The 20,771-nt window shown below is 61.4% G+C and carries 19 protein-coding genes; 14 read left to right on the top strand and 5 right to left on the bottom strand.

Annotation, left to right across the window (positions count from 1 at the left end; translation table 11 throughout):
- Window positions 1-29 precede the first annotated feature (29 nt).
- From CLU93_RS02165 to CLU93_RS02140, 6 genes are all read left to right on the top strand, one after another.
- Entirely contained in the window at window positions 30-1,940 is a 1,911-nt protein-coding gene (locus CLU93_RS02165; protein ID WP_099759815.1) for a TonB-dependent receptor, read from the top strand.
- Window positions 1,941-1,945: 5 nt separating this feature from the next.
- Entirely contained in the window at window positions 1,946-4,081 is a 2,136-nt protein-coding gene (locus tag CLU93_RS02160) for a TonB-dependent receptor (RefSeq protein ID WP_257224837.1), read from the top strand.
- A gap of 80 nt (window positions 4,082-4,161) precedes the next feature.
- A complete protein-coding gene (locus tag CLU93_RS02155) occupies window positions 4,162-6,315 on the top strand; it encodes a TonB-dependent receptor (protein WP_099759814.1) in 2,154 nt (717 codons plus the stop codon).
- A 32-nt stretch (window positions 6,316-6,347) separates the two neighbouring features.
- Window positions 6,348-7,874 (top strand): PepSY domain-containing protein, encoded by a 1,527-nt coding sequence (locus CLU93_RS02150; protein ID WP_306595331.1) that lies wholly within the window; start codon window positions 6,348-6,350, stop codon window positions 7,872-7,874.
- Between the two features lie 232 nt (window positions 7,875-8,106).
- A complete protein-coding gene (locus CLU93_RS02145; protein ID WP_099759812.1) occupies window positions 8,107-10,296 on the top strand; it encodes a TonB-dependent siderophore receptor in 2,190 nt (729 codons plus the stop codon).
- Window positions 10,297-10,305: 9 nt separating this feature from the next.
- Complete coding sequence (locus CLU93_RS02140) at window positions 10,306-11,217, top strand: alpha/beta hydrolase (RefSeq protein WP_099759811.1); 912 nt, start codon at window positions 10,306-10,308, stop codon at window positions 11,215-11,217.
- A 55-nt stretch (window positions 11,218-11,272) separates the two neighbouring features.
- Here CLU93_RS02140 and CLU93_RS02135 read toward each other — a convergent pair whose 3' ends face one another.
- Window positions 11,273-11,647 (bottom strand): hypothetical protein, encoded by a 375-nt coding sequence (locus CLU93_RS02135; RefSeq protein WP_099759810.1) that lies wholly within the window; start codon window positions 11,645-11,647, stop codon window positions 11,273-11,275.
- 3 nt (window positions 11,648-11,650) lie between these two features.
- Window positions 11,651-11,932, bottom strand: a complete 282-nt coding sequence (locus CLU93_RS02130; protein WP_243420175.1) for a transposase — start codon at window positions 11,930-11,932, stop codon at window positions 11,651-11,653.
- Window positions 11,933-12,812: 880 nt separating this feature from the next.
- On the opposite strand from CLU93_RS02130, the gene CLU93_RS02125 reads away from it, so the two are divergent.
- The 7 genes from CLU93_RS02125 (at window position 12,813) to CLU93_RS02095 (ending at window position 18,223) form a co-directional block, all read left to right on the top strand.
- Window positions 12,813-13,478: a DUF2325 domain-containing protein gene (locus CLU93_RS02125; RefSeq protein WP_306594669.1), complete on the top strand. Its 666-nt coding sequence runs from the start codon at window positions 12,813-12,815 to the stop codon at window positions 13,476-13,478.
- Window positions 13,479-13,768: 290 nt separating this feature from the next.
- Window positions 13,769-14,371: a hypothetical protein gene (locus CLU93_RS02120; protein ID WP_099759809.1), complete on the top strand. Its 603-nt coding sequence runs from the start codon at window positions 13,769-13,771 to the stop codon at window positions 14,369-14,371.
- A gap of 195 nt (window positions 14,372-14,566) precedes the next feature.
- A complete protein-coding gene (locus tag CLU93_RS02115; RefSeq protein ID WP_099759808.1) occupies window positions 14,567-15,397 on the top strand; it encodes a TlpA disulfide reductase family protein in 831 nt (276 codons plus the stop codon).
- Between the two features lie 37 nt (window positions 15,398-15,434).
- Window positions 15,435-15,710 carry a metal/formaldehyde-sensitive transcriptional repressor gene (locus CLU93_RS02110; RefSeq protein WP_099759807.1) on the top strand — a complete coding sequence of 92 codons (276 nt, stop codon included), beginning with the start codon at window positions 15,435-15,437 and terminating at the stop codon, window positions 15,708-15,710.
- Window positions 15,711-15,728: 18 nt separating this feature from the next.
- The gene (dmeF, locus tag CLU93_RS02105) at window positions 15,729-16,697 is read left to right on the top strand and encodes a CDF family Co(II)/Ni(II) efflux transporter DmeF (protein WP_099759806.1); all 969 of its coding nucleotides are present in this window, start codon (window positions 15,729-15,731) and stop codon (window positions 16,695-16,697) included.
- A gap of 91 nt (window positions 16,698-16,788) precedes the next feature.
- Complete coding sequence (locus CLU93_RS02100) at window positions 16,789-17,130, top strand: zinc ribbon domain-containing protein YjdM (protein WP_099759805.1); 342 nt, start codon at window positions 16,789-16,791, stop codon at window positions 17,128-17,130.
- Between the two features lie 64 nt (window positions 17,131-17,194).
- Entirely contained in the window at window positions 17,195-18,223 is a 1,029-nt protein-coding gene (locus tag CLU93_RS02095) for an RNA methyltransferase (RefSeq protein WP_099759804.1), read from the top strand.
- Between the two features lie 111 nt (window positions 18,224-18,334).
- Here CLU93_RS02095 and CLU93_RS02090 read toward each other — a convergent pair whose 3' ends face one another.
- Both CLU93_RS02090 and CLU93_RS02085 read right to left on the bottom strand, forming a co-directional pair.
- A complete protein-coding gene (locus CLU93_RS02090; RefSeq protein WP_099759803.1) occupies window positions 18,335-18,739 on the bottom strand; it encodes a hypothetical protein in 405 nt (134 codons plus the stop codon).
- Between the two features lie 73 nt (window positions 18,740-18,812).
- Entirely contained in the window at window positions 18,813-19,040 is a 228-nt protein-coding gene (locus CLU93_RS02085; RefSeq protein WP_071078121.1) for a hypothetical protein, read from the bottom strand.
- A 126-nt stretch (window positions 19,041-19,166) separates the two neighbouring features.
- Between CLU93_RS02085 and CLU93_RS02080 the strand changes: the two genes are divergently transcribed.
- Entirely contained in the window at window positions 19,167-19,844 is a 678-nt protein-coding gene (locus tag CLU93_RS02080) for a phosphoribosylanthranilate isomerase (RefSeq protein WP_099759802.1), read from the top strand.
- Here CLU93_RS02080 and CLU93_RS02075 read toward each other — a convergent pair.
- The gene (locus tag CLU93_RS02075; protein ID WP_099759801.1) at window positions 19,841-20,749 is read right to left on the bottom strand and encodes a LysR family transcriptional regulator; all 909 of its coding nucleotides are present in this window, start codon (window positions 20,747-20,749) and stop codon (window positions 19,841-19,843) included. The genes CLU93_RS02080 and CLU93_RS02075 overlap by 4 nt on opposite strands.
- Window positions 20,750-20,771 lie beyond the last annotated feature (22 nt).

The raw sequence follows: 20,771 nt of genomic DNA, 5'->3' as shown, positions 1-20,771 counted from the left end.
TTTAAAAAACAACATTCCATTCTTAAAATATGAAACCACACCACATTGCGCTGGCCCTTTCCCTGGCCTTTTCCAGCACCGCGCGCGCGCAAACCGATGTATTGCCAACCGTGACCGTCACAGGACAACCCATTGTTGAAGAAGTCGATATTGACGGTTTTTCCAGCAATACTGCCATCATCACCGAAGCGCAGTTGCGCGATCAGAACGCCGTCGATCTCGCCTCGGCACTACGCCGCACGCCTGGCGTACAGGTGTCGCGCTACAATCCGGTCGGTGCTTTTGGCGGCGACCAGGGTGGCGCGGTATTTATCCGCGGCATGGGCGTGAGCCGTCCTGGTAGCGAGATCAAGACCTATATCGATGGCATACCGTTTTATATGGGCGTCTGGAACCACCCCTTGCTCGACCTGCTGCCCATCAACGGCATGCGCGCAATCGAGGTGATGAAAGGCCCCCAGCCCCAGGTCAATGGCAACAATTTTGCCTCGATCAACCTGGACACCAAGCAGGCAAGCGAAGAAGGCGTTCACGGCTTCGGAAAAATCTCCGCCGGCTCCTTCGGTACGTTGATCGAACAGGCCGATATCGTCGGACGCCAGGGCAACCTGGATTTCTTGCTGGCCCAGGGCCATGCCAAGTCGGACGGGCACCGCCGTGGTGCCGATGGCGAATTGAATAATCTGCTGGGACGCCTGGCATGGCGCCTGGATCCCCATTGGACGCTGGGCGCGGGCTTTTTGTACGTCGACAACAAGGCACGCGATCCCGGCGACAACCGCCAGCCAGCCCTAACGCAGATACCCGAATACAACACGCGCGCCAACATGTTGCACGCGTCGCTAGCGCACGTGCATGGCGAACTGTCCGGCGAGCTGAAGGTGTACCACAACAGCGGCGACGGCAATTGGCTCAAGCAGCCAGCGCCCGACGGCGACACGCCGAGCCATTTCAGCATGAGCGGCGCACGCTGGAAGGAGCAGTATGTGCTGGGTAACGGTGCCACGGTGCTCGGAGGAATCGATTACGAACGCCTGTCCGGCGATGTGCAATTCCTGCGCATCGCGCCGGCGCCGCAGGCGCGCTTCGATGCGCCCACTTTTACATTGACTTCGCCGTATTTTGCTTACACACAGAAATGGGCGCTGGACCAGCGCTGGAGTCTGGTGCCATCGGCAGGCATCCGCTGGTATGAGCACAGCCAGTTCGCCTCGAAATCGGCGCCGCATGCGGGGCTGTCCCTGGTATCGGACAAATTGACTGTATTCGCCAGCCTGTCGCGCGGTATCAACTATCCCGGCCTGGAAGCGCCGCTGCTGGCCTCGCTCATCCCCGCCCTGGGCAGCAGCTGGAAACAGCTGGCGCCGGAGCAGCTGGACCATCTGGAGCTGGGCGCGAAGTTTTCACCTGTCCCGGCCACGCAAGTTGATCTGAGCCTGTTCCAGGACAAGGTCAAGAACCGCTATGTGTTTGGCTTCCCGCCGGATGTGCCACCGCCGCCGCAGTTCCTGAATCTGGGATCCTACCGTATGCGCGGCATGGAATTGTCTTTGCGCCAGGCGATTGCCACAGGCTGGTCGACATTTGCAGGAGTGACTCTGCTCAATCCAGAGATTGACAATTTGCCGTACACCCCGAAACGCGCCTTGACTGCGGGACTGAACGGCAACCTGGGCCTGTTGCGTGTTGCTGTCGATGCGCAATATCAATCGGAAGTATGGGCGCTGAACCGCACCCGCACCGCCGGGGCCGTGAACAACGAGCAGGTGTCCTCCTTCGCCATCGCCAATACGCGTATTGCCTATCCCGTGCCTGCACTTGGCCGCAAAGGGGAAGTGTTTTTGGCGCTGGAGAATCTGTTTGACCGCAAGTACGCCTACCGTCCGGGCTACCCGATGCCCGGACGTAGCGCACAGATAGGTGCTTCGGCCAGTTTCTAATACCGGTGTTCTTTATTACCCCTTGCGTCTGCCAGCCATCGCTGGCGGCGCTTTATTGGATGTTTATGTTGAATCAAAATTTTCCTGTTTCCCCCCTCCGCCGGAGCGTTACAGCGCCGCGCGTTTTGTTGCTGTGTGCACAGATCGGTGCCATCGCGCTCCCGGCTTTTTCCCATGCGCAGGAGCAAGTACAAGGCGATGACGCCGTGCTGCAGATGGGCAAGGTCGAAGTCAATGCACGCAGCAGCGGCCCGCTGTCGTCGCGTAACATACTGAGCTCGGTGGATATCCTCGCACCGGAAGTGATCCAGCAACAGCAGGTCAATCACACCTGGGAACTGCTGACGCGCGCGCCAGGCGTGATGCTGACCCAATTCAGGCAAGGCAATGAATCGGGAAAACTGTCGTTCCGCGGCTTTAACGGCGAAGGCGAGGTTAACGCTGTCAAGCTCCTGATCGATGGCATACCCAGCAATGACAACGGCGGCGGCATGCCCTTCCTGGACATGCTGTTCCCCCTGGAGATCAGCCGCATCGAAATCGTGCGCGGCACCAACGATCCGCGCTATGGCCTGCATAATATCGCCGGCAATGTCAATATGCATACGCGCACGGGAGGTAATGACGGCGAAGCGCGGCTCAGCTATGGCAGTTTCCGCACCCGCGAAATGCAGCTGGCCCAAGGCATGGAACAAGGTAACTGGACGCAAAATTACTTCGCCGGTTATCTGCAGTCTGCCGGCTATCGGCAGAATTCCGCCTTTGACAAATATACACTGTCGGCGAACTTGTTTTACACCACCAACGACGCGCGCACCCGCATCGGCGTGATCGCGCGCCACACGCAAAGCCATGGCGACGAGGCGGGCTATCTGGAAGCGGCCGATGCGCATCGCACGCCGACCGCCTCTTATCCGTATGCGCAGTCGGACGGTGGCAACCGTGAGATGAGCCAGTTGAGTGCGCACCTCGATTCCGACCTGACCCCGAGCCTGTCGCTGTCGGCCAAGGCATATGTCAACAGCGTGCGCGACCAGCGCTGGCTACGTTATTCGCTACTTGCATCACAGCAAGAGCGCATCATCGACGAAAGGCATGTTGGCGTACTGGCAAGCCTGACATATCGGCCACAAGCACTCTCTGCAGCATGGGCGCGCGGCATGTCGGTCGAGGTTGGCGCGAATGCGGAACATCAGCAAGACCGCAGCCCGCGCTACAGCACGGTGGACAAGGTACGCAAGGCCACGACGCGCGACCAGCGCTTTGACTTCGATACCTACGGCACCTATGTTCAAGCGGTCTTCCTGCCTGTTACCGGCCTGAAGATCATTCCGGGCTACCGCGTCGACAAGGTGCAAGGCGACTTCTCGGACCCTTCCAAGCAAGTGCACTACCCGATTCAGGATTATGGCCTGATCAGGCAACCGAAGTTCAGCGCCGTTTACAGTCCATGGCAGGCAGCCAGCATCTACGCGAACTGGGGCAAGACCTTCCAGGTTGGTGCGGGTGCGGGGGCGTATCAGTCCAATGCGAACCGCTTGCGTCCCTCGATGAATGAAGGCTGGGAGGCCGGCGTCAAATTCAAGCCCATAGCCTGGGCGGATGGCCGCATTGCCCTGTGGCGCCAGGACGCCTCCGATGAGGTCAAACGCAAGCTCAACGATCCGACGGGAGACTCGGAAAACGTCGGCAAGACTCGTCGCGAAGGCATAGATCTGCAACTGAATGTGCACCAGGGCGAACGACACAGCGCCTGGTTTGCCTATTCACGCCAGCGCACACGCATCGTCGAACCGGATCCGGCTGCGCCGGCCACACTGGGGAAAGAAATCGATCATGTGCCTGGCCATCTCTATTCTGCCGGCTACGACTTCGAGCTGAGTCCGGCAGTCAAGCTGTCCGCCTGGGGCAATGGACAGGGCGACTACTTTCTGACGACCGCCAATACCGGCGCCAAGTACGGCGCCTATGCCTTGCTCAACCTGGGCCTGACTTACCGTGTTTCCCGCTCGCTCTCGTTGGACATGCAACTGAAGAATCTGGCTGATCGCTACTACGAGTATGTCTGGGTCAATAACGTCACACGTCATGCGCCTGGCGATGGCCGGGCCCTGTACGTGTCGGCGACCATGCGCTTTTAAGCCGCTGCTAACCTCTTTTTGTGCCTGCCGCCGGATATGACCTGCGGCAAACCCCATGCCTCTTTTTTTGTAGACTTATCATGATTAACTTACGCAAGACCCGATTAACGGAACAGTTGCTGGCCCGGGTAGCACTGTGTGCACATGGTGCGTTATCGCTGGCCATGTTCTCTGGCGGCGCCTGCGCCGCCGAAGCACCGACCCTGCCAGCGGTGCTGGTGACGGCTGACAAAGCGGTCACGCTCAAGTCGCCAGCATCGACCGGCTCGAATCTGGACCTGACGCCGATGCAGACGCCGGCCAGCGTCGACGTCATTTCCCGCGCCCAGATCGAAGAGCGCGGCGACAGCAACCTCGTCGACGCGATTACCCGCTCGGCGGGGATCAGCGGCATGGCACATCCTGGTAATGGCGGCAGCTCGCTGTCGGCACGCGGCTTTACGGACACCACGTCCGTCATGCGCCTGTATGACGGTGTGCGCCAGTACGGCGGCATCGGCCTGACGTTTCCTTTCGATACCTGGTCAGTGGAACGCATTGAAGTGCTGCGCGGACCGGCCTCCGTCGTGTACGGCGACGGTGCCATCGGCGGCGTGGTCAACGTCATTCCCAAAAAGCCCACGCCCGGGGCCATCCGCAACGAAGTGCAGGCGACGATCGGCAGTGACAATACGCAGCGTATCGGCCTGGGCAGCGGTGGCGCCATCAATGACAAGCTGTCGTATCGCGTCGACCTGAGCGGCAACCGTTCGGATGGCTGGGTCGACATGGGGCAATCGCGCGACCTCGCATTTGCGGGCGCTGTGCAGTTCGATGCGACACCGCAGCTGCGTCTGAAACTGAGCTATGCCCAGGGCTTGCAGCATCCCATGCGCTACTTTGGCACGCCGCTGGTGAATGGTCGTCAACTGCCGGCACTGCGCGAAAAAAACTACAACGTGAGCAACAGCGTGATTCGCTATGATGACCGCTGGGGCGAACTGGGCATGGAATGGACGCCATCGAACGACACGACCGTGCGTGCGCGCTTGTATGACATTCGCAGTGCACGTCACTACCGCAACGCCGAAACCTATGCCTACAATGCCACCACTGGGCTGATTGACCGTTCCGGCGACACGGAAATCTTCCACGACCAGGACCAAACCGGGGCGGGTGCCGACATCAGCCACCGCAGCGTGTTGTGGGGCCTGAAAAACCAGGTGTCCGTGGGCTTCGACCTGAACGCCAGCACCTTCAAGCACACCAATAACACCTATGTTGGCAGCCCGGACCCGGCTGCGGTCGATCCATACCTGCCGGTGGCGGGCGTGTTCGTGAGCGCCGTGCCGACCATTCCCCGCTATCGCAACAAGGCCCGGCAATACGCCATTTTCGCCGAAGACCGCCTGGAGCTGACGCCATCCTGGGCCCTCTTGGCAGGATTGCGTTATGACCACGCGGAGATTTCGCGCCGCAATTTGATCAGTGCCAAGACGGAATTCGAGCAGACCTATACCAATATCGGCTGGCGCCTTGGCAGCGTGTACGACCTGTCACCGGATCTAGCCCTGTATGCCCAGTACGCCCAGGCAGCCGATCCGGTCGGTGGCTTGTTGTCGATCAGTGCGGCCAACAGTAAGTTCGACTTGTCCACCGGCAAGCAGTTGGAAGTGGGCTTGAAACAGTCTTTCTGGCGCAAGCAAGGTGAGTGGACGCTGGCAGCGTATCAGATCAGGAAAAACAACTTGTTGGCCCGCGATGCGAGCAATCCGCAGTTGCGCGTACAGGTCGGTCAACGCTCGTCTACCGGAGTGGAAGCCACGCTGTCGCTGGTACTGGCGTCCGGCTGGCAACTGGACGCGAATGCCACGGTGCTGCGCGCCAAATATGATGATTTTGTCGAAGCAGAAGCCGGTGCAGCCGTGTCACGCGCGGGCAAGGTGCCACCAGACGTTGCCGAGAAACTGGCCAATGTGTGGCTGAGCTGGAATTTCCTGCCCGACTGGAGCGCCAGCAGCGGCGTGCGTTACGTGGGCCACCGCTACGCCGACAATGCCAACAGGATAGTGATGCCTGCGTATGCCTCCACTGATTTTGCCCTGCGCTGGAAGGCCGCGCGCGATACCACATTGACGCTGCGCGCCACGAACGCCTTCGACAAACAGTACTTCACGACCGCCTACTACACCACCAACCAGTGGTTCAACGGGCCTGGCCGTCGCGTCGAGGCTACAGTGCATTATCGCTACTGATGGTTGTACAACGCTATAGGATGTCCGCCGTGATGTCTGCCGCCAAGCGTTTTTCTTACCAGCTGCACCGCTGGACGGGTGTGTTTGCCTGCGTCCTGATGGCATTGTGGTTTATCAGTGGCATGGTGATGCTGTTTGTCGGCTATCCCAAGTTGACGCCCTGGGAACGTCTGGTCAACATGCCGGCGCTGCAGCCGGCGACATGCTGCATCAGCCCGGACAAAATACTTGAACAACTGGCCGCGCCGGCCGGCGTGCGCGATCTGGTCCTGACGTCGGTAGGCGGCAGCCCTGTGTATCGCGTGCGGGACGACCGCGGCCACTTTCAGTTGTTTGATGCGCGCAGCGGCACACCTGCCGGCCTTGCCGGCCCTGCTGAAGCGCTGGCTGCGGCGCAGGCTTTCCTGCCCGGCGCCAAGGCAGCTTATCTGGGCAAGGTACGCGAAGATCGCTGGACGCATTCACGCGGACTGGATCCGCATCGACCATTGCACATGGTACGAATGGATGATGCCGACGATACGCTGTTGTATCTGTCGTCCGTCACGGGAGAGGTCGTGATCGATGCGCCGCGTACCCAGCGCCTGTGGAATTTCGTTGGCGCCTGGCTGCATTGGGTGTATCCCTTGCGCGAGCGCTCCACTGATCCGCTATGGAGCTGGACGGTGATCATACTTTCAGCTATCGCTACCGTGACGGCGCTGTCGGGTTCGTTGGTGGGTATCTGGCGCTGGCGTTTTACACAACGCTACAAGTCCGGCGCAAGGTCACCGTATCGCGAATCCTATATGCATTGGCACCACATCATCGGACTGCTCTTTGCGGCCATCGTGTGTACCTGGATCTTCAGCGGGCTGATGTCCATGAATCCCTTCCGCATCTTCGACGCCAAGGGCGAGCGGCCGGACCTGGCAGCCTATCGCGGCGGCACGCCGGCGACAGCTCGCCTTGCGCTGGAACCGCAACGGGCACTGTACATGCTGGAGGCAGAGGGATTTCATGCCAGCGAGCTTGAGTGGCGCGTACTCGACGGGCAGCCCTATCTGCTGGCGCGCGATGCGGCGGCGCGCACGCGCCTGATCGTGAACAGTGGCAGCAACGTGCAGGTGCGGGAACAGTGGGGGGCAGAGGCATTGCTGCACGCAGCCAGCAAGCTACTGCCTGGTATCGGAGCGGGCCATGCCTGGCTTGGGCAATACGATGCTTATTATTATGGGCGCCAGCCCGAGGCCATGATGGGCGCTGCGGAGCGGCGCCTGCCCGTGTTGTGCGTGCAGTTCCTCGATCCTCATGGAAATTGGGCCTATATCGACCCCTACACGGGCGACGTGGCGCTGGCGCTGGACCGGTCGCAGCGTGTGAGCCGCTGGCTGTTCAGTTTCCTGCACAGCTGGGATCTGCCGCCGTTGTTGCGCACGGGGCCATGGCGCGACGCGGTCCTGATCCTGTTGAGCATGGGGGGCCTGGCCCTGAGCGTCACCGGCGTCGTGATTGGCTTGCGTCGCCTGCGTATCTGGCTGCGCGACAAGGTGCGGCACAAGGAAAGGAGGATGGCATGAGTGACCCTCCGGGCTTCACCTAGAACGATCGTTATCAGACCATCGCCGTGTATGCACGGGACCAGGCCAGCAATGGCCGGCTTCACATGAGCGGCTCGATGGGCTGCACCCAGTGACGGTTCCACGCACGAGAACAGGCGACGGCCCCTATCTTTAGCGCGCTAAACCAAGGTTAGCTCTCAATTTTTTTCCACGCCATCCTGGCGCAAAAACGACTTGAATCAGGCATCTCATGAAAAAAACTTATCTGTGCATCTGCGTTGCTGCGGCCTATGCCACCAGCTTTGACCTCCACGCGCAAGCCGCAATTGTGCCGGTCGCGGATCTTTCTCCCGTTCCGTATGCAGCGGCCAACCAGACGGACACGCCGTCCGATCAAAAAGAGGGTGCATCAAGCTGGACGATTAAACAAGTGGTTGTAACTGCGAGGCGCGAGCGTTACACCGTACCTACCGCAGCGGCCGCTACTCGCACCGATACACCACTAATCGAGGTGCCGCAGTCGGTGCAAGTACTGACCCGCTCGCTGATCGAGGAACAGGACCGGCGCACTCTGGGCGAGGCACTGGTCAATGTTTCCGGCGTTGTCCCCACGCGATCCGAGGAGCAGCTATTGATCCCGCCGCTCGTACGTGGCTTTCCCGCCGAGGTCTATCTGGATGGCTTGCCGATTTACGCTGGCAACCAGCAGGCGTTCGATCCCACCAGCCTGGTGGGCGTGGAACGAATTGACGTACTCAAGGGGCCTAGCGCCACGCTCTACGGCGGCGGTCTGGGTACGCCGCTGGGCGGCATCATCAATATTGAATCTGTGCGCCCGAACGACAAGCTCGGCGGCTTCCTGGCGATGCGTGCTGGCAGTTTCTCCACTTGGGGGCCTTATGGCGATCTCAACGTGCCTCTAGCGCCAGGGATAGCGGCCAGGGTCGCGGCCGAATACCAGAGCAACCAAAGCTGGATAGATAAGGTCCATGGTCGACGCTGGTCTGTGCAGCCCAGTCTGTCGTTCCAGATCGATCCCCGGACTGATCTTCTGCTTCAGGCCCAGGCCAATCACCGCAGCCAACTGGAATACTCGGGCCTTCCTGCTGGGCAGGCACTGGCGGGGCAGATCGACCGCAACGCATTTCCTGGATCGCCGGTTGCACAGCCACTGACCACGAACGACAATCGGATGGGGCAGGCGACGCTGCGCCGTATCTTCTCCGACAATGTCAAACTGACTGTCAGTGGCCGCTATTACAATAGCGCGATCCGGCAGTATGGCAGCTTTGTCGATCCCGATATGATGCCGCCAGATCCGGCCACGCCCACCATCTATCCGATCCTCCCCATTACCATGATCACCGATACGAAGGAGGCGACATTCGACGCCAACTTGCTGGCAAAGGCCGAGATACTAGGGGGAATGCATACTTTTCTCGTAGGTGCTAACTATGACTGGACTCGTTTCTCCAGCAATATGGGACTATTCGTCAGTAACACGCCAGAGGGCAGCATCGACCTTGCCAAGCCGGTCTATGACGTCGTCTACACACCGCAGTTACCGGTCAACTCCCTCCAGACCGACCATTATCGGACGATAGCTTTTTATCTGCAGGATCAGGCGACCTACGGCAGGCTGCACGTGACAGGCGCGTTGCGCTATACGCAGCTCAAATTCGAGGAAGTCAGCAATATCGGGGTGGCGAATGAGGACACCTACCACCGCGTTTCGCCCAAGGTCGGGGCGACCTTTGATGTCGCTCCCGGTGTCGCGCTCTTTGCGGGCTATGCGACGGCCTTTCGCGCGGCATTTGGCTTCGTTGGCGTGGCTGTGCCCAAGCCTGAGACCTCGCGTAACGTCGATGGCGGCATAAAGCTGGCGTTACCGACAGCCGGCTTGTCGGGCACTATCGCGGTCTTCAACCAGACCCGCGACAATGTCGCCACGGCGGATCCGAACAATCTTGGGTTCAATATCCAGACTGGCCAGCAACGGGCACGCGGTGTTGAAGCAGACCTGATCTGGGAACCCACGCCGGCGTTCTCGTTGCTCGCCAATTATGCCCACACGAACACCAGGGTTACGGCAGATAATGCGATTCCTGTCGGCAGCGAATTGACCCGCGTGCCTCGCAATAGTGGGCGCATCGCTGCGCACTACCGCATCCTTAGCGGAGCGGCCAAAGGCTTGTCGTTCGGCGCAGGCGTAACCGCGCTCGGCGCCCGTCAGCTTACGCTTCCTAACACGCTGAGTGTACCCGGTTACGCAATGATCGACGCCCAGGCAGCCTATGACTTCGGACGATTTACGATACAGGCGTCCGTTGTTAATCTGGCTGGGCGACGCTCATTTGATACCTACCAGTATTTCGGAAACCCGCTCGTGATGCCGGCTCAGCCACGTTCTGCATTCATCATCCTCAAAACCAAGTTCTGAAAGCCGACAATGCTTACGAAGCACCACATCAGAAGAATCAGCCTATGTATCGCAGCGATACTGCTTTCGTCGACAGTTACTGCACAGATATCGACAGACGATGGGTTGATTATCCCGCTCTATCCCGAAGGCACAACCGTCTCGCTCGGCGTACCAGAAATCCGAGAGCATCTGGATAAAACAGGCGACACCATGATCCGCAACGTCAGTGAGCCCACGCTTGAACTGTTCCGTCCCGCGCCGGGCCAAGCGAATGGCACAGCCATGATTGTCGCTCCAGGCGGCGGTTTTGTTGGGCTGGGTTACGAGGCCGAAGGCACCGCGGTTGCGCGTCTGCTGGTGCAGCGTGGCGTCACCGCCTTTGTGCTCAAATACCGTACGATCCGAAGTGTTCCTGATGCGATGCAACTGCCCGAAGTTCATATGAAGGAGATGGAAGTAGTCATGGCGCGGGCTAAGAGCGGAGTTCCTATCGAGCTACCGCGCTTTGCCGGTGAGCAACACGCGGTGGAGGATGGCGCGCGCGCCATGAGGATCGTGCGACAGCGCGCGCCAGAATGGTGCATCGACCCCAAGCGGGTCGGTTTTATCGGATTTTCCGCTGGAGCATATCTCGCCGCGGATCTTGCCATTGGAGAAAAGGCTTCGAGACCTGACTTCGTCGCTTTGCTGTACGGCGGGTTACGAACGCCTGTTCCTGTTGATGCACCAGCGGCCTTCATCGCCGCCGCGGCCGATGACGAGTATCAGCCTAACGATGCCGTACAGCTCTACGCTGCCTGGCGGCAGGCGGGAGCAGCAGCCGAACTCCACGTCTACGAGCGTGGCGGTCATGGGTTCGACCTCAAGCAGAAAGGCACGACAAGTGACCACTGGTTCGACGAGTTGGCATGGTGGATGCAGTCTCGCGGTCTCATATGATCAAGGCTGCATTGCTGCGATAGGGATTTTTCGACTAGGACGTGTCTGACTCTCTTCACTGGAGCCGTAGCATCATTGTTGCCACCGACACGGCGGCGAGAAAGTTATGCCCGCGTTTTTTGAAGCGTATGGCGACAGCACGGAAGTCTTTTAATCGACTGATGGCCCGTCGGTTCTCAACCGCCACACCCGCCAACCAGCATGGAGGCACTGCTTTGTCCAAAACGTAGTGAGGGCTGCTCCAGTACCGGTCGTCGGGTGATGCCACCATGTGCGCCCGGACTGGATTCAAGACGATGTAGCGGGCCAATTCCAACAGATAATTTTCTTGCGGCACCAAGATGGCTTGATAGCGGCCTTGCAATACATGCCCGACAAGCTTGTGGCGCCGATTGAAATGCTGGGCATAAACGCCATTCAACTGGCGCATGCCCTATGACAGATTCGCTTCCGCCGTTTCAACGAGCAGATGATCATGATTACTCATCTGGCAGAAACTGTGCACGACAAAATGGTACCGCTCGCAGACCAGGGCTAGTACCTCTTGCCAGTCAAGGCGATCGGTATCGTCCCGGTAAATGGTGCCACGCCGGTCTCCGCGCGAAGTAACGTGGTAGAGGGCGCCGGGAAATTTGAGGTGTAGGGGGCGCGTCACGCGGTAGACGTTATCTGATCCGTACGCATTGGCACCGAGATCGCGCAGAGGTTGGGACATTGGCATGGCTAAGGTCGTGTCTGAATGACGAGAAATATGATCGCACGAAACTAAACACTTAGCGACCTCTCAATCCAGTAATTGTGTGTGGGGGGGGTAGACAGGGGGGTAGCGCTCAAAAGTGAGTCGCATTTCATAGGGATGTTCTACGGACACCGTCTCCGCCAGAATCAAATAAAAAAGCCTCCCCTGCGGGAGGCTTTTTTATTTGTCTGGACGGAACGGTGGGATTCGAAGACGGAGCGCCCTGAAGGGCGCGCAGGCTCTCCGAATCGCCCATCTGCCGCGCCCCGCGCGGCCCCGTTGGCCGCGCAGCGGCCAACGCCGTCCCCTCATCTCAGGCAGTAGCGGCCAGTTCTCCCGCCGGCGCCACGCGCGGCGCGCGGCCAGCATCCATGCCGGCCTGGTGTGGTGGTCGACGCCAGCGGCACGCGCGCCGTCTTCGTGCGCCAGCGCGGTATCCACCCCGGCCGCACCGCCGTTCCTCGACGTGTTCGTCTATCAGTACGCCCATTGCGTCCAACCTTCCTACCATCAGGCTGACCTGTTGGTACAGGATGGGACGGGGCGCTACCAGATCGACGTCAAGGGCGAGGCCTGCACGGTCGAATTGCAGGAACGCATGGGCTTTTCGCCGTAGGCGGGGATTGACGGTCCCGTGGCGGCCGTCGTCAAGTCGGACCGGCCTCCAGTGTCCAGTGGCGCAGTTCGGGGAGCAGGTGAGCTGTCTTGCCCGCCGACAGCGTGACGCTGGCAGCCCCGCATACCCCTGCTGCGCGCATGCGCATACACAAATAATAATGATTCTCATTTATAATGTAGTGCTATGGGGTGGCGATGGGTCGGCGCCATGGCGCCATGCGTGGTGAGGGAGGGCATAATGGGCAGTATGTATGGCAACGAGGATTTGATCGCGCATGAGCATCGCGTGCTGATGGGCGAGTATGGCCGGGCGCAGGCGCGCTGCAGTGCGCAGCTGGCTGCACAGGCGGCGCGCATCGCGCAGCTGGAATCGGAATTGATGCGCGCGCGGGCGCAGGTCGTGATCCGCGATACCAAGCTGGCGCTGGCGCGCGACGAGCTGGCCGAACTGGCGGCCAGCGTGCCGGGCTTGCCGACGCGCGCGAGGCTGGCGCGCCGGGTCGAATGGCTCGGCGAGCGCGTGCAGGACCTGATGCGCGAGTTGCTGCGCCTGCAGTGGCTGCCCGCGCCAGGCTTGCAGGCCGACGTGCGTGAAAAAGCCGTGCTGTATGTGGGTAGCTATCTGACTCAGGCTGCGGACGGCGCGCTGATGGCGCAGCAGGCCGTCGAGCAGGCAGGCGGGCGCTTCCTGCACCATGCGGGCGGCGACGATGGCGCCGACGACGTGGCGGCACTGGAAGCGGGTCTGGTGGCGGCCGACCTGGTGATTTGCCAGACGGGCTGCGTCAGCCACGACGCCTACTGGCGCGTGCATGACCATTGCCAGCGCACGGGCAAGCAGTGCGTGCTGGTGGACCAGCCGCAAGCCATGCATTTCATACGCAAGGAAGCACTGGCCGGCTGAGGCTCCAGCCGGGTATGTATACGTTCCTCCGCACCTTCAGGTAACACGATTCTTCGCATGATCCGCCGCTTTTTATGCGCCTGCGAGGCGCGCAGTCCCCTTTCATCCCTTCGGTTCGGTCGATAGTGCAAAGCCCAAGTCGTACCCGGCTCAATAACTACTGCTATTTTGTCCCTCTCCTGTGGGTGGGGCACTCCAGATTGCTCTGCATCAAGCGACACCTTGCTCATGTGAAACACAATAGATGCTCGGTCCGCTTTTATCTTCCTCACACAAGTCCTGGAGTCCATATGCCCAAATCCACGCATGTCGCCCAATTGTCGAGCTTTGTGTTCCTGTTGTGCGTCAGCCTGCTGTCTGTACCGGCTTCGGCCATCGCCGCGCCCCCATCGCTGCAGACCATGGCGCAGCAGTTTAGTACCTGCGCGCAACCATCTTTTCAAGCAGGCGAATTGCTTGACGAAGGCGTTACCGGCTTTGGCATCGACCTTGATGGCGATCGCTATTGGGTGGCGGTGATGGACAGGGTCGTATTGCCTTTGCAAGCCAGCCGTGATGCGCCGCCAGTGGCGACGCTAAGGCTGGACCGTCCCGTCGTTGAAGAGTTTCAGGAACAAATGGTGTGGCGCCAGCGCTTGTTACAGCATACGGCGAGCCTCATGGACGTGCCTGTGCAAGAGACGCCACTGGCTGACGGTGCTCGCTTGTTGACGGCAAATAAAAAAATACTCAAAGGGAAATACGCAGGCCTGTCGTTGATTGTCGATCAGAAGCGCCAATTATTTGTCCAGATCGAATGGGCCCGACTGCCCAGCTACACGACTATGCGGGAAGCTATTGCGATGCAAGAGGCTGTGTTGGCGCGTTTGCGAACCTGCTTGCCTAAAGTCTGATTGTGACGGAAGCCGATGGGGCGCCGCGCGGAAGCTGGCCAGCACAGTTGTCGATATCTCGCTGTCGGACTATCCACAACGCCGCCTGGTCATGCCGTGGATTGGAAGCACTGGCCGCTTCCTGACGCCGGGTTAATGCACGCTTAATCCGCAGGGGCCACAATGGCCGTCCATTCGATGTGATAGAGAGCGCCCATGCTGTCCCTGCAAATCGGCCCCCTGGCTTTGCCCACGGGCCTGGTCCTGCTGTTCCTTTCCCTGTGCGTCGCCTACGGCGTGGCGTGGTGGCTGCGGCGCTACCGCCAACTGCCCGACGCCGGCCCCCTCGTTTCCGACCTGCTGATCGCCGGCCTGCTGGCGGCGCGCCTGGCGTTCGTGCTGCGCTGGCACGAACAATACTTCGCGGCTCCCTGGTCCATTTTGAATATCCGCGATGGCGGCTTCCTGGCGCCGGCCGGCGTCGCCGCTGCGCTGGCCATCGCCGCGTGGCGCTGCCGGCGTCCCGCCATGGCGGCCATGCGCCGGCCCCTGGCCATCAGCGTGGCGTCCGGCGCGCTGGCCTGGGGCGTGTTGAGCGCAGGGATGGGGCTGGCCTACGACAAGCCGACGGCCTTGCCATCCGTGGCCCTGCAGGCGCTCGACGGCGCGCCGACGACCCTGGCGGCGCTGGCCGGCGGCAAGCCGATGGTGGTCAACCTGTGGGCCAGCTGGTGCCCGCCATGCCGGCGCGAGATGCCCGTGCTGGCCGCCGCGCAGCAGGCGCGTGCCGATATCGTCTTCGTGTATGCAAACCAGCGCGAGGATGCGGCGGCCGCCAGCGCTTTCCTGGACAGCAGCGGCGTGACCCTGCGCAATGTGGTGCTCGACAGCGCAGCGGCGCTGGGCAAGGCGGCCGGCTCCTCGGCCCTGCCCACCACCCTGTTCTACGACGCGCAGGGGCGATTGGTCGATACTCACCTGGGCGAATTGTCCGATGCCTCGCTGGCCAGCAAGCTGCAAAAGATCGCGCCGTCCGGTTCTCTCTGATAGTATACCCCCCTATGGTATTTATTGGGGCGGAAGCATGGGACACACAACGCATGACAAGACCAGGTTGCTCAATCGCGTGAAGCGCATCCGCGGCCAGGTGGAAGGCCTGGAGCGGGGCCTGGAAGAGGGCCGCGATTGCGGCGAAGTGCTGCAGCTGATCGCCGCCGTGCGCGGCGCCGTGAATGGCCTGATGGCCGAAGTGATCGAAGAACATTTGCGCGAGCACGTGGCCAGTCCCGATATCTCCGGCGAGGAGCGGGCCAGGGGCGCCGACGACATCGCGGGCATCCTGCGTACCTACCTCAAATAATCCGCCGGAGAGATCAGCATGCAACTGCAGCATATCGAGGAAGACCTATCCGCCTGGCAGCACGAACACGTCTTTGGCGGGGCCAGCGACAAGGCGGAACGCCGCGCGCGCATCGTCATGTGGATCACCCTGGCCACCATGGTGCTGGAAATCGTCGCCGGCTGGTGGTACAACTCCATGGCCCTGCTGGCCGATGGCTGGCATATGAGTTCGCACGCACTGGCCATCGGCCTGGCCGCGTTTGCGTATGCGGCGGCGCGCCGCTATGCGCGCGACCCCCGCTTCGCTTTCGGCACGTGGAAGATCGAGGTGCTGGCCGGCTACACCAGCGCCATCCTGCTGCTGGGCGTGGCTGCGCTGATGGTGTTCGCTTCGCTGGAACGCCTGTTCTCGCCGCAGCCCATCCACTATCCGCAGGCGATGGCGGTGGCGGCTTTCGGTTTGCTGGTGAACCTGGTGTGCGCGCTGATCCTCGGCGGCCACCACGACCATGATCACCACCATGGTCACGAGCAGCACGACCATCATGATCACCATGGCCACCACCATGGAGAAGACCTGAACATGAAGGCCGCCTACATCCACGTGCTGGCCGACGCCGCCACGTCCGTGCTGGCCATCGTTGCGCTGGGCGGCGCGTGGGCTTACGGCTGGCGCTGGCTCGATCCCGTGATGGGCATCGTCGGTGCCGTGCTGGTGGCACTGTGGGCGAAAAAGCTGATGCACGAGACGGGCAAGGTCTTGCTGGACCGCGAGATGGACCATCCCGTGGTGGTGGAAATCCGCGAGGCCGTGGAGGTGGAAAGCGCCGGCGACACGCCGCGCATCGTCGACCTGCACGTGTGGCGAGTCGGCAAGCAGCTGTATTCGTGCGCCTTGTCCGTCGTCAGCCGCGACCCCACGCTGACAGGCGCCGAGCTGCGCGCGCGCATCGGCATCCACGAGGAGATTGTCCACAGCACCATCGAGATTATTCGCCGCCCTTGATAATGATGGTGAAAAAAGCAAGCTGATGCAGGGCGTAGGCAGTATAATGTCGGCTTTTACAGCACGCGCTGTTCACCAGACAGAGAAGAAAATGAGCACATTACCACCATGCCCGCAATGCAAATCCGAATTCACGTATGAAGACGGCAGCCAGTTGATCTGCCCTGAATGCGCGCATGAATGGTCGGCCACGGCTGCAGATGCAGCGGAAGAGGGCGCCAAGGTGTACCGCGATTCGGCCGGCAATATCCTGCAGGATGGCGACACGGTCAGCGTCATCAAGGACTTGAAATTGAAGGGCGGCGGCGGTGTCGTCAAGATGGGCACCAAGGTCAAGAACATCCGCCTGGTCGACAGCGACCATGATATCGACTGCAAGATCGACGGTTTCGGTTCCATGAGCCTCAAAACTGAGTTCGTCAAGAAGGTCTAACGCTTTTACCTGTAACACGGCGCGCTGGCTTCATTCCTGCGCGCCGTTTTTTTATTCAGAATCCATGCAAATCGATCATCTCCGTCAGCGCCTGCGCGCCTTGGGTGCCAAGCCCCTGCACGAACAGCGCGTGCTGCGCGACTGGATCCAGGGGCAGCCGCACGACCAGGGCCGGCGCCGCGCCGAGGATTTTTTGCCGTTGCCCGTGCGCGAGGCCTTGCCCGCGCTCGACCTCGAATTGCAGGGCATGCTGAAACTGCTCAGCACCCATCCGGGCGCGGACGGTTCCGCGCGCCTGCTGGTGGGACTGCACGACGGCCAGACGGTGGAAAGCGTGCTGCTGCCGCGCGACGGCCTGTGCGTGTCCAGCCAGGTCGGTTGCGCCGTCGGCTGCCAGTTCTGCATGACGGGCCGCGACGGCTTGATCCGGCAAGTCACCAGTGGCGAGATCGTCGCGCAGGTGGTACTGGCGCGCACCATGCGCCCCGTGAAAAAAGTCGTCTTCATGGGCATGGGCGAACCGGCGCATAACCTGAACAATGTGATGGAAGCGATCGAGCTGCTGGGTACCGAGGGCAATATCGGCCACAAGAACCTGGTGTTTTCCACGGTGGGCGACCCGCGCGCCTTCGAGCGCTTGCCGCAGGGAAGGGTCAAGCCGGCGCTGGCGCTGTCCCTGCACACGACCAAGCCGGAGCTGCGCGAACAGCTGCTGCCGCGCGCGCCGCGCCTGACGCCGCGCGAACTGGTGGAGTTCGGCGAGTCGTATGCGCGCCTGACCGGCTACCCGGTGCAGTACCAGTGGACCCTGATGGAAGGTATCAACGATGGCGAGGACGAGATGGACGGCATCGTGGCGCTCTTGCAGGGCAAGTACGCGGTACTGAACATGATCCCGTACAACACCATCGACGACTTGCCGTTCAAGCGTCCCAGCTGGGAAAAGGCGCGCGCCATCGCCGCCGCCCTGCATGCGCGCGGCGTGCTGACCAAATTGCGCGATTCGGCCGGGCAGGATGTGGAAGGGGGCTGCGGGCAGCTGCGCGCGCGTGAGGCCAAGGGCAAGAAAGTGATCGAGATACACGCAGCGTAAAACAGGGGTCAGCGGCGTAGGCGTAGGTCGGATTAGCGGGAACCGCGTAATCCGACATTGCGAGGCCAACAATTGTGTCGGATTACGCTCCGCTAATCCGACCTACTCTGCTCACACTCCGCCCAGCAAATCGTTTTCATTCAATATCGCAAACGCGATCTCGGGATGCGCGGCCAGGCAGCGCCGCACGGCGGCCGGAATGGCGGCGCGCGTCTTGCGGCACAGGCCCGGTTGCTCCAGCAGGCGGATCTGGAAGCCGCGCACGGTGCGCACTTCGCCGCTGCCCGGTGCGATCTGCAATTGCACGCCCAGGTTGCTCTTCAACAGCAGTTGCAGCTTTTGCAACTGCGCATACGTGGCGATGCCCTCGATGTGCGCCAGCAAACGCTTTTCTTCCGTCAGGTTCAGGCGCAGGATGGCAAGGTCCGCCTGCGGATCGTCGAGCAGGCGCTCGCGTTCGCAGTCGCACAGCTGCGGCGGACACTCCTTGCGGACTTCAAAATCGACGATGCGCATGCTGGTGTTCCAGTGACGTTCCAATGGCGATGCCGGCTGAATCCAGTATCGTCCGCCAACAGGCGCCTGTCAATCAGCGCGGACTGACGATCAGGCGCCAGCGGATGGCACCTTGCTCGCTGCTGTGCTGATGGTGGTTTTGCGGTGGCATGATGTGGCCTTCCGTCGACACGATCTCGTGCGCGCAGCCGTCGCAGCGGTAGATGCCCGAGTACGGCACGGCTTCGCCGGGCGAGGTCAGTTCATCGAAACGCGGGTGCATGGAGCGGGCCACGTAGCTGGGGTTTTTGTAGTCGGCCATGGAATCGTCGGTAAGTGGAAAATGTCCCCATTCTGGCACACATCGTGTGCGGCCTTGACCGCGTGTCTTGGTGCGCGCGCGGCCCTGTGTTGTAATGTTGCTCATCCCATTTGAACACGCAAGGCCATGAGAACCCGCATCAAGATCTGCTGCATCGCTTCCATCGACGAAGCGCAACTGGCGATTGCCGCCGGCGCCGACGCGCTGGGCCTGGTGGCGGCCATGCCGTCCGGCCCCGGTCCGATTCCCGACGCGTGCATCGCGCAGATCGCCGCCTGGACGCCACCACCCGTGGCCACGTTTCTGCTGACGTCCGAGACGACGGCGCAAGCCATCGCCGAACACGTGCGCGCCACGCAGCCATCGACCGTGCAGATCGTCGGGCATATCGACCCGCGTGAAGTCGAGGAGCTGGCGCGCCTGCTGCCGCATGTGCGGCGCGTACAGGTGATCCATGTGGAAGGGCCCGAGGCTTTGGAATTGATTCCCGCCTACGCGCCCCATGTGCATGCCTTCCTGCTTGACTCCGGCCGCCCTGGCGCGCCGGTCCCGGAACTGGGCGGCACGGGCCGCACGCACGACTGGTCCATCAGTGCGCGCTTCGTGCGCGCCAGTCCCCGTCCCGTCTTCCTCGCCGGCGGCCTCGATGCCAACAATGTGACGGACGCGCTGCGCCAGGTGCGGCCCTACGGCATCGACCTGTGCTCGCGCGTGCGCACCGATGGCAAGCTCGATGTCATGAAACTGGCCCTGCTGATGGCGGCCGTGCGCGACGTGGATGCGGCGCTGTATGCGGAAGGTTAATCCGTTATTGCCAATGCGTTCATTTCGCGCACGAACGCTTCCGTAAACGCGGCCACCATGCCGCCCGCCGCGCGCGGCGAGATCAGGCCCACGACTGAATGCGACTCCTCGTCGGGCAGCGCAATAAAACGCACGCCGGGCGGCGCCACCAGGCGCATGCTGTCGGGGACGATGGCGATGCCCATGTTGGCCTCGATCAGGTTCAGCTGCGAGGTCTTGCGCGACAGGGCGCGCGCCGCCTTCGGAAAGAAACCCTGCGCCAGGCACAGGCCCGCCACCAGGTAACTGAGGCCCCCGCGGTCCTTGTGCGGGATCGAGACGAAGGCCTCGTCGCGCAGGGCGGCAATCGTCGTGCGCTGCAGCGCGGCCAGCGGCGACATCGCTGACACGGCCACCACCAGCTTTTCCGCAAACAGTTCGCGCACGACGATATTGGCGTGCTTGCGCAGGGTGGGCAGGCGCACCAGGCCCAGGTCGGCACGGCCTTCTTCGATGTCAGCCGCCTGGTTTTCCGACGAGCCTTTCGACACGTCCAGCGTCACACCGGGAAACTGCGCCAGCAGGCGGTTCAGCACGGCGCCGATGGCGGGCGTGAGGGTGACGGAGCTTGAATGCAGCAGGCGGATGATGCCTTGCGCGCCTTGCCCCACGTGGCGCGTCTGGCGCACGGTTTCATCGATGTCTTCGAGGATGCGCTTTGCCCGTTCATAAAATACCTGTCCGGCGGGCGTGAGTTCGATATGGCGCGCGTCGCGCGTCAGCAGCAGTGCTTGCACCTCGCTTTCCAGCTCCTTGATCTGCCGGCTCAGGGCCGACTGCGCAATGTACAGCTTTTCCGCCGCACGCGAGTAGCTGCCTGCATCGACGACTTCGACAAAATAGCGGAACTGTCTGATGGAAATCAATCGTATGCCTTTTCGAGATCGG

The sequence above is a fragment of the Janthinobacterium sp. 35 genome (assembly GCF_002754575.1).
GTDB classification, from domain to species: Bacteria; Pseudomonadota; Gammaproteobacteria; order Burkholderiales; family Burkholderiaceae_D; genus Janthinobacterium; species Janthinobacterium tructae.
This window is presented reverse-complemented; position numbering and strand designations above follow the sequence as displayed.